The organism is Kitasatospora sp. NPDC057542, from assembly GCF_042801945.1.
In the GTDB taxonomy this organism is placed as follows: Bacteria; Actinomycetota; Actinomycetes; order Streptomycetales; family Streptomycetaceae; genus Kitasatospora.
Genome location: NZ_JBHVFE010000237.1, coordinates 1 through 13,270 on the forward strand (window position 1 = coordinate 1; position 13,270 = coordinate 13,270).

10 protein-coding genes are annotated in these 13,270 nt (G+C 75.7%); 8 read left to right on the forward strand and 2 right to left on the reverse strand.

Features of this window, described 5'->3' with window-relative positions:
- Positions 1-685 (forward strand): sigma factor-like helix-turn-helix DNA-binding protein (locus tag ACFU7Y_RS26315; protein ID WP_380769847.1); only part of this gene is annotated, 685 nt, incomplete at its 5' end.
- Positions 686-787: 102 nt separating this feature from the next.
- Here ACFU7Y_RS26315 and ACFU7Y_RS26320 read toward each other — a convergent pair.
- Both ACFU7Y_RS26320 and ACFU7Y_RS26325 read right to left on the reverse strand, forming a co-directional pair.
- Positions 788-1,309: a DinB family protein gene (locus ACFU7Y_RS26320; protein ID WP_224279283.1), complete on the reverse strand. Its 522-nt coding sequence runs from the start codon at positions 1,307-1,309 to the stop codon at positions 788-790.
- Positions 1,310-1,349: 40 nt separating this feature from the next.
- Positions 1,350-1,925, reverse strand: coding sequence for a nucleosidase (locus ACFU7Y_RS26325; protein WP_380769848.1), 576 nt, complete (start codon positions 1,923-1,925; stop codon positions 1,350-1,352).
- Between the two features lie 338 nt (positions 1,926-2,263).
- Here ACFU7Y_RS26325 and ACFU7Y_RS26330 point away from each other — a divergent pair, with 338 nt between their 5' ends.
- The 7 genes from ACFU7Y_RS26330 (at position 2,264) to ACFU7Y_RS26360 (ending at position 13,166) form a co-directional block, all read left to right on the forward strand.
- The gene (locus tag ACFU7Y_RS26330; RefSeq protein ID WP_380769849.1) at positions 2,264-3,793 is read left to right on the forward strand and encodes a hypothetical protein; all 1,530 of its coding nucleotides are present in this window, start codon (positions 2,264-2,266) and stop codon (positions 3,791-3,793) included.
- A gap of 23 nt (positions 3,794-3,816) precedes the next feature.
- Entirely contained in the window at positions 3,817-4,770 is a 954-nt protein-coding gene (locus ACFU7Y_RS26335) for a glutamate ABC transporter substrate-binding protein (RefSeq protein ID WP_380769850.1), read from the forward strand.
- Between the two features lie 224 nt (positions 4,771-4,994).
- Positions 4,995-6,362 (forward strand): hypothetical protein, encoded by a 1,368-nt coding sequence (locus tag ACFU7Y_RS26340; protein WP_380769851.1) that lies wholly within the window; start codon positions 4,995-4,997, stop codon positions 6,360-6,362.
- A gap of 5 nt (positions 6,363-6,367) precedes the next feature.
- Positions 6,368-9,052, forward strand: coding sequence for a serine/threonine-protein kinase (locus ACFU7Y_RS26345; RefSeq protein ID WP_224284237.1), 2,685 nt, complete (start codon positions 6,368-6,370; stop codon positions 9,050-9,052).
- A gap of 3 nt (positions 9,053-9,055) precedes the next feature.
- Positions 9,056-10,378, forward strand: coding sequence for a protein phosphatase 2C domain-containing protein (locus tag ACFU7Y_RS26350; protein ID WP_380769852.1), 1,323 nt, complete (start codon positions 9,056-9,058; stop codon positions 10,376-10,378).
- 108 nt (positions 10,379-10,486) lie between these two features.
- Positions 10,487-11,842 carry a VWA domain-containing protein gene (locus ACFU7Y_RS26355; RefSeq protein WP_224285441.1) on the forward strand — a complete coding sequence of 452 codons (1,356 nt, stop codon included), beginning with the start codon at positions 10,487-10,489 and terminating at the stop codon, positions 11,840-11,842.
- A 376-nt stretch (positions 11,843-12,218) separates the two neighbouring features.
- Positions 12,219-13,166 carry an FHA domain-containing protein gene (locus ACFU7Y_RS26360; RefSeq protein WP_380769853.1) on the forward strand — a complete coding sequence of 316 codons (948 nt, stop codon included), beginning with the start codon at positions 12,219-12,221 and terminating at the stop codon, positions 13,164-13,166.
- The last annotated feature ends 104 nt before the right edge of the window (positions 13,167-13,270 follow it).

Consider the following 13,270-nt stretch of genomic DNA (forward strand, 5'->3'; position numbering starts at 1 on the left):
GCCCCTGGAGCCCGCCGGGCCCGGCGGCGAGCCGGGCCCGCCGCGCATCCCGGACCCACTGCTGCGGCGCGAGGCCGTGGTGGACCCGGAGCAGGAGGTGATGCTCGCGGACTCGGTCGGGCTGGCGCTGATGGTGGTGATGGAGTCGCTGGCGCCGGCCGAGCGGGTCGCCTTCGTGCTGCACGACCTGTTCGCGGTGCCGTTCGAGGAGATCGCCCCGCTGATCGAGAAGACCGCCGCCGCCACCCGCCAGCTGGCCAGCCGGGCCCGCCGCAAGGTGCAGGGGCAGGCGCCCGCGCCCGACCCCGACCTCGGCCGGCAGCGGGTGGCCGTGGACGCGTTCTTCGCCGCCGCCCGCAACGGCGACCTGGACGCGCTGGTCGCCGTGCTCGACCCGGACGTGGTGCTGCGCTCGGACGGCGGCACGGCGCTGGCCCGGCACACGGTGGTGCTCTCGGGCGCCGGCACGGTGGCCGGCCAGGCCGTCCTGTGGGGCACGCTGTCGCCGTTCGCCCGCCCGGCGCTGGTCAACGGGACCGCCGGGGCGGTGGTCATCGGCGACAACGGCCGGGCGCTGTCGATCATGGCGTTCACCGTGGTGGACGGCGCGATCGTCGCGATCGACGTGCTCACCGACCCGGAGCGGCTGGCGGCACTGGACCTCGCGGACTTCCGGGACGCGTAGGGCGCCCGGCAGCGGGGACGGAACGGGGTGGGAGGGCCGCGGCTCCCCCACCCCGTTCCACACCCTGTGCCCCCGGCGGCACCCTCGGCGCACTCGACGCCGTCAGCGCCCGATCGCGCCGTCCAGCTGCTCGCGGATGATGTCCGCGTGCCCGGCGTGCCGCCCGGTCTCCTCGATCATGTGGACCAGCACCCACCGCAGCGACGGCCCCTCGGCGTCGTCCGGCCGCAGCGAGCGCACGCCCGGCCGGTCGAGGTCCGGGGCGCCTGCGGCCACCGCGTCGGACCGCTCGATCGCCTCCCGGTAGGCGGCGACCTCCGCGGCCACGGTCGCGCCGTCCAACGGCACCTCGTCCGACTCGCTCGGCTCCTCGCCCACGCCCCGGTAGGCCCAGGTGAACCAGTTGTCCTCGACCACGGCGAGGTGCCGCACCAGCCACAGCAGGCTCGTGCCGGAGGCGACGCCGGGGCGCCGGGCGTCCTCGTCGGAGATCCCGTCGAGCTTGGCGATCACCGCCGCGCGCAGGTAGTCGAGGAAGGCGAGCAGGGTGGACGGCTCGTCCGCGTTCATGCTCGGCGGACGGACGTCGGAGACCTTGGTCGGCTCGGTGTTCTTCTCGGTCACCGCGTCACCCTAGCCAGCGCTCCGGCACCCTGAGAAGGCGTCACCAGCCCTGCGCGGCCACCCAGTCCGCGAGGTGCCGGGCGCACTCGTCCACCGACTCCTTCCAGGTGTGCCCCGCGCCGTCCCCGGCCTCGTCGCTGACGTGCTTGACCAGCCGCACCGGCACCCCGGCCCGGTGCGCGACGGTGGCGACGGCGTAGCCCTCCATGTCCACCAGGTCGGCGTGCTCGGCGAGCCGGTCGCGGGCGGCCTCCTCGGAGACGAAGAGGTCGCCGGTGGCCAGCACCGGGCCGTCGCCCTTGCCGATCACCAGCGGGGCGCCGTACTCCCGCCCGGTGAGCGCGTGCAGGGCGGCGGTGTCCAGGTCGTGCTGGATCACCTGGACCACGTGGTGGGTGCCCTCCCAGCCCGGGCGCAGCGCGCCGGCCGTACCCAGGTTGATCACCTCGGAGGGCTTCTCGCCCTGCGCGAGGACGGTGGCCAGCGCGACGGCGGCGTTGACCTTCCCGATCCCGGTGAGCAGCACGGGCAGGCGGTCGTCCAGGTGGGCGGCCTCCTCGCGCACGGCGACGACGAGCAGCGGGCGGTCGGGCGAGATCGTTCCAAGCAGGCGCATACCTCCATCGTACGGAGCGAGGGGGCGCCGCACCCGGGATTGCGCGCCTGTAAACGGACCCCTGCGCTCCGCCTGGTCGGGGGAACCGCGTAGGGTGCGGCCCGCGTCGGACGGTTCGCCACCTCTCGGGAGGAGCTGCACGAGCGGCAGGAGCGGTACGGGCCGTACCGACGGCACGGACAGCACCAGCAGCACCAGCGGCACGAGCCGCCCCGGGGAGCGTGCACGACATGCTCAAGATCGGCGCAAGTCGGGTGTGGCCGGGGGGAGTCACGGCCATACTGCTGCCATCGGTCGGGCCCCGGGGACGGGCCCGGCCCCAGGGGAGGATGAGGCGGGTGGCAACACCAGTAGGCAACGGCGCGTCCGGCGCCGCGTTCCCGGCACGGCCGAACCAGCCGCCGGGGGCGCCGGGCGCACCGGTCGCGACAGCCGCACCGGCGACGACGGCCGGGACGGGGAGCCCGGCCGTCTCCGGAGCGGTCCTGCTCGCGAAGCCCGGCGGCACTCCCCCGGCGCCCAGACCCGGCGGGGCGCCCGCGAAGCGCCCCCCGGCGGCCGTCGCCACCGGCGTGCGCGCTCGGCTCGCGCAGGCCACCCGCACGCCGCCCGGCCGGCTGCGGCTGGCCGGAGTGGTGCTCGCGGTGCTCACCGTGGCCTTCGGCGGGCTCACCGCCTGGCAGTTGGAGACCAGGGCGCAGGCCGCCGACCGGGTGGTCTCGTACAGCCAGCCGCTCAGCCGGGACGCCGCCGAGATCCACCGCAGCCTGGCCGACGCCGCCACCACCGCGGCGAGCGGCTTCCTGCTGGCCGGCGCCGAGCCCGACGAGGTCCGCAGCCGCTACGAGCAGGACATCGCCACCGCCGCCAAGCTGATCGCCCAGGCCGCCGCCCGGACCACGGCGACCTCCCCCGCACAGGGCTCGCTCGCCCGGCTGAACCAGCAACTCCCGGCGTACGCCGGCCTGGTGGAGACGGCGCGGGCCGACAACCGACAGGGCATCCCGCTCGGCGGCGCCTACCTGCGGTACGCCTCCGAGCAGATGCAGACCGTCCTGCTGCCGGCCGCCGCCGAACTGGCCGCCGCCGAGAACCGGGAGCTGGCCGACGACTACGCCGCCGCCCAGGCGGTGCCGTGGGGGGCGTACGGCCTGGCGCTGGTCACCCTGATCGCGCTGGCCTGGGTGCAACTGACGCTGTTCCGCCGCACCAACCGGGTGTTCAACATCGGGCTGCTGGGCGCCACCGCCGCCGTCCTGGCCGGCGCCCTGTGGCTGACCGTCGCCGGGCTGACCACCCGTTCCGCGCTCGAACAGAGCGCCCGCGAGGGCGCGACCCCGCTTCGGGCGCTCAACTCCGCCCGGGTGGACGTGCTGACCGCCCGGCTGGCGGAGAACCTGCACTTCGTCGCCCGCGGCTCGACCACCCGGTACGCCGACCAGTGGACGAAGGCCACCGAGCACCTGGCGGGAGCCGGGGACCGGCCCGGCGGCTCGCTGTCGGAGGCCGTACGGCTGGCGCCGACGGCCGCCGGGCCGAGCCTCCAGGACGCCTCGAAGCAGTTCGACCAGTGGCGCCGGAAGCACGACGCCGCCCGGGTGCTGGAGGTCGACAACGCCGACTACCAGGGCGCGCTGGAGGCCACCGTGACGGCCAAGGGCGGCGCGGACACCGCCGACGCCGCCTTCAACGCCACCGACAAGGCGCTCGCGCGGGCCGCCGACACCGAACAGGACCGCTTCAAGCGGGCCGCCGAGGGCACCGGCGGGGACCTGCGCACCGCCGCCGTCGCCGCCGCGCTGCTCGGCCTGGTGGCCGCGGCCGCCGCGCTGCGGGGCCTGGGCAGGCGACTGGCCGAGTACCGGTAACGGGCAGAGGGGGAGACCGACCGATGCGCACCAGAGGTTTCAGGAGAAGGACCAGGCCCGCCGCCGCGCTGGCCCTGCTGGCGGCCGGCGCGGCCGTGCTCGCCGGGGGCGGGCCGGTCGGCGCCGCACCGGCGGCCACGACCGCCGTGCCCCTGGCCCTACAGCAGGAGCAGCAGGAGCAGGCCGACGGCTGCGACGTGTACAGGAGCGTGCCGCCGAGCACCGAGGACGGCCCCGCCGTGAAGGCCATCAAGACCAAGCGCAGCCTGGTGATCGGGGTGGACCAGAACAGCTACCGCTGGGGCGCCCGCAACCCGAACACCGGCCAGATCGAGGGCTTCGACATCGACCTCGCCCGGGCGATCGGCGCGGCCGTCATCGGCGACCCGGAGAAGGTGGTGCTCAAGCCGGTGGCCACGGCCGACCGGATCGACGCCATCAAGAAGGGCCGGGTCGACCTGATCGTCCGCACCATGACGATCAACTGCAAGCGGATGGAGGACGTCGCCTTCTCCAAGCCGTACTTCAACATCAGCCAGCGCGTCCTGGTGCCGAAGTCGTCGCCGGCGAAGAACGTCGACGACGCGATCAAGGACAGGGCGGTCTGCGCCGCCGACGGCTCCACCGCGCTGAACGTGGTCAAGGAGATGAGGACCGCCCGGCAGGTCGTCACGGTGGAGAACCAGCTGGACTGCCTGGTCCTGATGCAGCTCGGCAAGGTCGACGCCACCATGACCGACAACGGCCTGGCGGCCGGTCAGGCCGCGCAGGACCAGACCGTGCGGATCGTGGACGGCGAGGCCCAGCCGGAGGTGGTCGGCGTCGCCATGCTGAAGGACAGCACCGACCTGACCGCCCGCGTCAACCAGGTGCTCGCCGACTACTACGCGCGCGGCGACTGGGCCCGTTCGTACGACCACTGGCTCAAGCCGTACATGCTCAACGAGGCCGACCGCTACTGGCCGGGCACGCACTGAGCCGGTCCGGGGGGTGACGGGGAGGACGGCGCGGGAGGGGTAGCGCACGGGCCGTCAGCGGTGCGTTGACGGCGCCTTGACGCCCCGCGCCCGCTCGGCCCGAACGGCCACCGGTTAGGGTTCGGGACGATCACCACGGGGAGACCGGTGGTGGACACGGGGGTTGTCGTGGGACCGCACGTCAGGCACGTCGGGATCGCACGCGAGGAAGGAAGGACACCGCGGTGGCGGCATCGGCTGGCCCGGTACTGAGCCGGGAGGAGGTGGACCGCGCGCTCGCCCGCCTCGGCGCGGAGCGGGACGCGGTCGAGTCGGCGCTGCTCGCCCTCCAGGACCACCCTGGCCTGCGGCTGCTGGACGGCGCCGAGCTGTCCGGGCGCACCCTGGAGCGCTGGTCCGTCGCCGGCCGGGGCCTGCCGCTGCTCTGGGCGCTGTTCGACCGCTACTCCGAGGCGCTGGCCTCGGCGCGTGCCGTCCGGGCCCGCAAGGCCAAGCCCGGCGCGCCCGAACTCGCCGAGCTGAGCGAACTGCTGACCGGCGACGCAGTGACCGTCCCGGGCGGCGCGGTGCCGGACGGCCCGCAGCTGCTCGGCGCGCCCGCCAAGCTGGTCGAGCGGATCAGCCTGGACGCCCTGATGGCCCGGATGAACTCCTGGTACGCCACCGTGCTGGAGGTGGTCAGCGCCGCCGACGCGGTCTGGTCGGCCCTGCCGGCCCGGATCGACCTGCTGCTGGCCGAGCTCCGGCGGGTGCGCACCCTGGCCGCCTCGCTCGGCGTGCGCACCGGCAACCACCCGCTGGGCGACGACCTGACCGGGATCGAGAAGGACCTCACCGAGCTGCGCGCCGAGGTGCACGGGGACCCGCTGGCGCTGTGGCGCCCGGCCCGGGTGCCCGCCCAGCGCGGCACGGTCCCGGAGGGCTCGGCCTTCGCCGGCCCGGCCGGGGTGGTGGACACCGAGCGGTTCGACCGGGCCGGGCGGGCGCTGGACCGCGTCCGGCTGGAGCTGGAGGACCTGCTGCGGCTGCGTGACGAGGCCGAGGAACGCCTCCAGGGCGTCGGCGACCTGCTCCAGCGGGCCGACGCCACCCTGGCCGAGGCCCGGAGGGCGCGCGGCGAGGTGCTGGCGAAGATAGCGTCCAGCGACGTCCCGGCGGTGCCCGGACCGGCCTCGGCGCTGCGCGAGCGGATCGTCGCGGCGCTGGACCTGCGCCAGGCCGGGCAGTGGGGCCGGCTGGCGCCGCTGCTGGACGCGCTGGAGGACGCCGCCGCCAAGGAGCTGGGCCGGGCCCGGCAGTCGCTCACCGAGGTGACCCAGCCGCTGGCCGTCCGGGCCGAACTGCGCGGCCGGCTGGACGCCTACAAGGCGATGGCGGCCCGGCTGCGGGTCTCCGAGGACCCGGAAGTGATCGAGCGGTACGAGAAGGCGCGCTGGCTGCTGTGGAGCGCGCCCTGCGACCTGCGGGCGGCGGCCGCCGCGGTGGCCCGGTTCCAGCAGTCGCTGCGGCCGGCCCACACCGAGGCCGAGGCCGGGCAGGATCAGGAGGGGGTCGGCCGGCCGCCGGTCGACGGACAGGTCCAGGGGGGCTGAGGGTGATGGGCGAGACGTGCGAACGGCCGGAGTGCTCCGGCAGCGGCAGGATCGACGCCGACGGCTACTGCGACGAGTGCGGGCTGGCCCCGGCGGGCAGGGCCACCGCGACGCCCGGGGCCTCCGGGGCGTCCGCCCCCTCGGTCACGGCGGCCGGCCCCGGCTCGCCCTGCCCGCGCGACTGTTCCGGCACCATCGACCCGGACGGCTACTGCGACGAGTGCGGGCTGACCCCGCCCACCGGCGACACCGGCGTCACCCAGCCCTACGTCCCCTCCGCCCGGGTCTCCCCCGGCTCCGGCCACAACGGCTCCGGCCAGGACGGCTCCGGCCGTAGCGGCTCGGCCCGCTCGCTGTCGGCCCGCACCGGCTCGGCCCGTTCGATGTCCGGCCGCTCCCGCTCGCACCGCTCCACCCGCACCGGCAGCAGCCGCTCGCTCTCGGTCCGCTCCACCCGGGGCGGCGTCACCGCGGGCACCCGCAGCCGGCTGGGCGCCGGTCTGGTCACCGTGCCGACCGTCGCGGCGGCCGACCCGGCCCGGGCTGTGCTGGCCGACCCCGAGGTGCCCGAGCACAAGCGCTTCTGCTCCAAGTGCGAGACCCCGGTGGGCCGGGAGAAGAACGGCCGCCCGGGCCGCCCGGACGGCTTCTGCACCAAGTGCGGCACGCCGTACTCGTTCACGCCCAAGCTGCGCCGCGGCGACCTGGTCGGCGGGCAGTACGAGGTGGTGGGCTGCCTGGCGCACGGCGGGCTCGGCTGGATCTACCTGGCGGTGGACCGGCGGGTCAACGACAAGTGGGTGGTGCTCAAGGGCCTGCTGGACACCGGGGACGAGGACGCGCTCGCGGCGGCCGTCGCCGAGCGGCGCTTCCTGGCCGAGGTGGACCACCCGAACATCGTCCGGATCATCAACTTCGCCGAGCACCCGGACCTGCGCACCGGCGCCACCGACGGCTACATCGTGATGGAGTACGTCGGCGGGAAGTCGCTCAAGGACATCGCCAACGAGCGCCGCACCCCGGACGGCCGGCGCGAGCCGCTGCCGGTCGAGCAGGCGATCGCGTACGCGCTGGAGGCGCTGCCGGCCCTGGGCTACCTGCACGGCCGGGGCCTGGTGTACTGCGACTTCAAGATCGACAACGTGATACAGAGCGGCGACGCGCTCAAGGTCATAGACATGGGCGCGGTCCGCCGGTTCGACGACGACGGCCCGATCTACGGCACCATCGGCTACCAGGCCCCGGAGATCGCCACCGACGGCCCCTCCGTCGCCTCCGACCTGTACACCGTGGCCCGCACCCTCGCGGTGCTCACCTTCGACTTCCAGGGCTACAGCGGCACCTACCGACACTCGCTGCCCGGCCCCGAGCAGGTCGAGGCCTTCGCCAGGTACGAGTCGTACTACCGCTTCCTGGTCCGCGCCACCGACCCGGACCCGGCCCGCCGCTTCGCCTCCGCCGAGGAGATGGCCGACCAGCTCACCGGCGTGCTGCGGGAGGTCCTCGCCCTCCAGGACGACCGGCCCCGACCCGCGCCGTCCACCCTGTTCGGCCCCGAACTGCGCGTCGTGGACACCGAGTTGGTGCTGCCCACCGAGCAGGCCGGGCAGCTCCGGGTGGCCCCCCTGGACGCCGCCGCCGCCGCTCTCGCGCTGCCCGTCCCGCGGGTCGACCCCGGCGACCCCAACGCCGGCTTCCTGGCCGTCCTGGTCACCCCCGACCCCGAGGAGACGCTCGCCGCACTGGCCGCCGCGCCCGCCGTCTCGGTCGAGAGCCGGCTGCGCGAGCTGCGCGCCCTGCTCGAACTCGGCCGCCACGGGGACGCCGCGAGCCGCCTCGCCGGGCTGGAGCAGGACCAGCCGGACGACTGGCGGGTGGTCTGGTACCGCGGCCTGACCGCGCTGGTCGGCGCGGCCCGAGCCGAAGGGCCCGCCGGCGCCGGAAGCGTGGGCCCCTCCTGCCCGGGGGCGGGCGAGGAGGGCGAACGAGGGAGCGGCGGAGGAGCGCCGGAGCGACAGCCGTCGGCGCCGGGCCAGGAGCGCCCGGAGGCGAGCGGGCGAGTCACGTCCGGCCTGCGGGCCGCCGCGGAAGCCTTCGACGCGGTCTACGACGCCTTCCCCGGCGAGGCCGCCCCCAAGCTGGCCCTCGCCATCTGCGCCGAACTGCTCGGCGACGGCGGCGACGCGGCCGAGTTCTACCGGCTGGTGTGGGCCACCGACCACGCCTACCTGAGCGCCGCCTTCGGGCTGGCCCGGGTCCGGCTGGCCGAGGAGGACCGGACCGGCGCGGTCCGCGTCCTGGAGACCGTCCCGGCCACCTCCAGCCAGTACACCGCCGCCCGGATCGCCGCCGTCCGGGCCCGGCTGCGCGAGCGCCGGCCCACCGACGACCTGGCCGCCGACCTCGGCGCGAGCTCCGCGCAGCTGACCGCGCTGCGGCTGGACGACCGCCGCCGCGAGGAGCTCGCCGTCGAGGTGCTCGACGCGGCCCTCGGCTGGGTCGGCGCCGAGGCGGCCGCCGGCCGGCGGGCCACCGATCTGGTGGTACTGGGACGTCCCGCACAGGAGCGGGAACTGCGCTTCGCCCTGGAACAGTCCTACCGGGTACTCGCCCGGTTGGCCGACCGGGCGGAGACCAGGATCGAGATGGTGGAACGGGCCAACCGTGCCCGTCCCAGGACGTGGGTGTAGCAGATGCCGCAGCAGACCGAGTGCCCGAGCTGTTCGGAGCCGATGGACCCGGAGGACGCCTACTGCGGCTCCTGCGGGACCGGCCGGGACGGCCGGGCGGCCCCCGGCGCGATGCCGGCGAGCTGGGCCGCCGCGCGCGGCGAGGCCGTACCGTCGCCGCGCGGGCCGGTCTGCGTGCACTGCGGGCAGCCGCAGGTCGCCGCGGACGGCTACTGCGAGGGCTGCGGCGGCGCCCAGCCGCGCCCGCGCGACCACATGGAGAAGGCGCTCGGGGGCGTCGCCGGGGTCAGCGACCGCGGCGTGCGCCACCACCGCAACGAGGACTCCTTCACCGTCGCCGCGACCTCGCTGCCCGGCGGCGAGCCGGTCGTGGTCGCCGTGGTGTGCGACGGCGTCTCCTCCTCCGACCGCCCGGACGAGGCCTCGGAGACCGCCGTCGACGCCGCCTCCGAGTCGCTGCTGACCGCCCTGGAGGCCGGCCGGGACCCGAACCAGGCGATGCGCCAGGCCATCGCCGACGCCGCCAAGGCCGTCGCCGACCTCGCCACCGACGGCGCCGGCCCCACCCGGCCCGACCTCAACGCGCCCGCCTGCACCTACGTCAGCGCGATAGCCGCCGACGGCCGGGTCACCATCGGGTGGGTCGGCGACACCCGGGCGTACTGGATCCCGGACGACCGCGCGGCCGCCGAGCCGTTCCGGCTCACCCAGGACGACTCCTGGGCCGCCCGGATGGTCGAGGCCGGGCTGATGGGCGAGGCCGAGGCCTACGCCGACCCGCGCGCGCACGCGATCACCGGCTGGCTCGGCGCCGACGCCGAGGAGGTCGTGCCGCACACCCTCGACTTCACCCCGCACGTCCCCGGGGTGGTGCTGATCTGCACCGACGGACTGTGGAACTACGCCGAGGCGGCCACCGACCTGGCGTACTACGTGCGCCCGGACGCCCGCACCGAGCCGCTCGCCACGGCGCAGACCCTGGTGAAGTTCGCGGTCGCGGCCGGCGGCCACGACAACATCACCGTCGCCGTGCTGCCGATCGACCCGCCGGCCGCCGCCGTCGAGGAGGCCGACCAGACCCCGACCGCGCTGGACCTGCCGCTGATCACCGCGCGGCCCGCCGGCCAACCGGCCGGGCCGGAGGACGAGGACCACGAACCGACCCTGCCGGACATCCCGGTGATCGGCTCGCCCGCAGCCCCGCTGCCTCCGGCCCCGCCCGCGCCCCCGGAGGCCCCCCCGGCACCGCCCGTCCCGCCGACCGCCCCCGCCCCGCCCGCCGTCCCGCCCGTCCCGCCGCAGCCGCCGCACCCGCCGACGGCCTGACAGACCGCCCGCCGGACGCCCCGGCGCCACGGCCCGCCGGCCCGCCCGGCGGGCCGCCCGACCGTCCTGAGCACGTCCACCCCTCACCCGACGGGAGCCGATCGCCCCATGGCAACACTGGCGAAGCCGAACCTGCCCAGGTTCAACGTGGAGATCTTCCAGAACGAGTACCTGGCCGACGGCGCCCGCGAGGTCAACGCCATCGTCACCGTCACCGCGACCGGCGGCGGCACCTCCGGCGGCCGGCCGCTCGGCTTCGCCGACGCCACCCCGGCGGGCACCGGCACCGCGGCGGCCGTGGTCATCCTGGTGGACTGCTCGGGCTCGATGGACTACCCCAAGACCAAGATCAACGGCGCCCGCGAGGCCACCGCCGCCGCCATCGACGCACTGCGCGACGGCACCGCCTTCGCCGTGGTCGCCGGCACCCACGAGGCCCGCGACATCTACCCCGGCGACGGCACCCTCGCCACCGCCTCCGCCACCACCCGCGAACAGGCCAAGGAGTCGCTGCGCCGGCTCACCGCGGCCGGTGGCACCGCGATGGGCACCTGGCTGGCCAAGGCCGACACGCTCTTCCTCACCCGCCGTGACATCGCCATCCGGCACGCCATCCTGCTCACCGACGGCAACAACGAGCACGAGTCGGCCGAGGAACTGGCCCGCAACATCGAGCGGGTGACCGGCCACTTCACCGCCGACTGCCGCGGCGTGGGCACCGACTGGCGGATCGACGAGCTGCGCAGGATCTCCTCGGCGCTGCTCGGCACCACCGACATCGTCGCCGAACCCTCCGGCCTGGCCCAGGACTTCCGCGCGATGATGGCCGGCGCGATGGGCAAGCAGGTCGCCGACGTCGCGCTGCGGATCTGGACCCCGGCCAACGCCACGGTCAGGTTCGTCAAGCAGGTCGCCCCCGCGGTCGAGGACCTGACCTCCCGCCGCACCGAGGCCGGCCCCCGGGCCGGCGACTACCCCACCGGCTCCTGGGGCGACGAGAGCCGTGACTACCACGTCTGCGTCGAGGTGCCGGCCGCCTCGGTCGGCAACGAGATGCTCGCCGCCCGGGTCAGCCTGGTGCTGCCCGAACAGGTCGCCGGCGGCACCTCGGAGGTGCTCACCCAGGGCCTGGTCAAGGCGGTCTGGACCGACGACCTGGCCTCCTCCACCCGGATCAGCCCGCAGGTCGCCCACTACACCGGGCAGGCCGAGCTCGCCTCCTCCATCCAGGAGGGCCTGGAGGCCCACCGGGCCGGGGACGTGGACCGCGCGACCTCCAAGCTGGGCGCCGCCGTCCGGATCGCGCACGCGACCGGGAACGAGGGCACCTACAAGCTGCTCCAGAAGGTGGTGGACGTGGTGGACCCGAAGGAGGGTACGGTTCGGTTCCGTAAGAACGTGAGCGAGGCCGACTCGATGACCCTTGAGACCCGGTCGACCAAGACGGTACGTGTGAAGAAGTGACCGCTGAAGACGTGACCGGGCCGGCATCCCGGCGCGACACCGCACCGAGCCGGCCCGAAACGAGGGGGACCTGATGCCGATCTGCCCGAGGGGCCACGAGTCGCAGGCCGAGGACTGGTGCGACTTCTGCGGCTTCCCGATGACTCCGCCGGCCCCCACGCCGGGGGCACCCGGAGGCTATCCGGGGGCGCACGGAGCCGACCCCGCGCCCGGCATGCACGCCGGGCACCCGGGGCACGGCGGCGCGCCCTTCGGTGCGCCGCCGCCTCCGCCGCCGATGCCCCCGGGGGCCGTGCCTCCGCACGGGGCACCCCTGCCGCCCCCCGGCATGGTGCCCCCGCCTCCGGGCATGGTGCCCCCGCCCCCGCACGGGGCCGTGCCTCCGCACGGGGCCGTCCCGCCGCAGGCCGGGCCGCAGGGCCTCACCGCGGGCCTGGCGGTCTGCCCGATCTGCCGCAGCCCGCAGACCGGACGGTTCTGCGAGGAGTGCGGCTACGACTACGAGCTCTCCACGCCCTCGCGCCGCCAGGTGCCCGGCGCCGGCCACACCCCGCCCGGCCCGGCCCAGCAGCCGCCGCTGAACATCCCGGCGTCCTACGGCGGCACCCCGCCGCAGGCCCCGCTCGGCCAGGACCCGTACGGTCACGCCCCGGCGGGCCGGCCGCCGCTCGGCCAGCCGCCAGCGGCGCAGCAGGCCGTCGCCCCGCCCGTCCAGCAGCAGCCGCACACCTACGGCTACCCTCCGCCGGAGGGCGCGTTCCCCGACACCTCGGTGCGGGAGGACTCCGGCCCGGTGTACGCCCAGCCGGCCGGCCCCGGCCCGAACAGCCGTGGCGGTGACTTCGGCACCTCCTTCAACCTGGCCCCGCCGCAGCCGCAGCAGCCCCAGGAACCCGCCCCGGCCGAGCCGGTACGGACCAACTGGATCGCCGTGGTGTCGGCCGACCGGGACTACTTCACCGAGATGATGGCCCGCAGCGGCCCCGAGGCGGCCGGCCTGTTCTTCCCGCCGTACTGCCCCGAGCGCCGGATCCCGCTGACCGGCCGCGGCCAGCTGCGGATCGGGCGGCGCAGCCAGCACCGCGGCACGGTGCCGGAGATCGACCTGTCCGTACCGCCGGAGGACCCGGGCGCCTCGCACCAGCACGCGATGCTCGCCGAACAGGCGGACGGCAGCTGGGTCCTGGTGGACCAGGACTCGACCAACGGCACCACCATGAACGGCGGCGCGGAGCCGATCGCCCCACACACCGCCGTGCCGCTGAACGACGGCGACCGGATCCACATCGGCGCCTGGACCACCATCACCGTGCACCGCGGCTGAACGACGGTCACAGACAGGCCGTCAGCTGAAAGTCCGTCGGGCAATTCGCCGGACGGTCCGAAAGCGACAACTCCGGCCGGGCCGGGCGGAATTCGACATCCGCC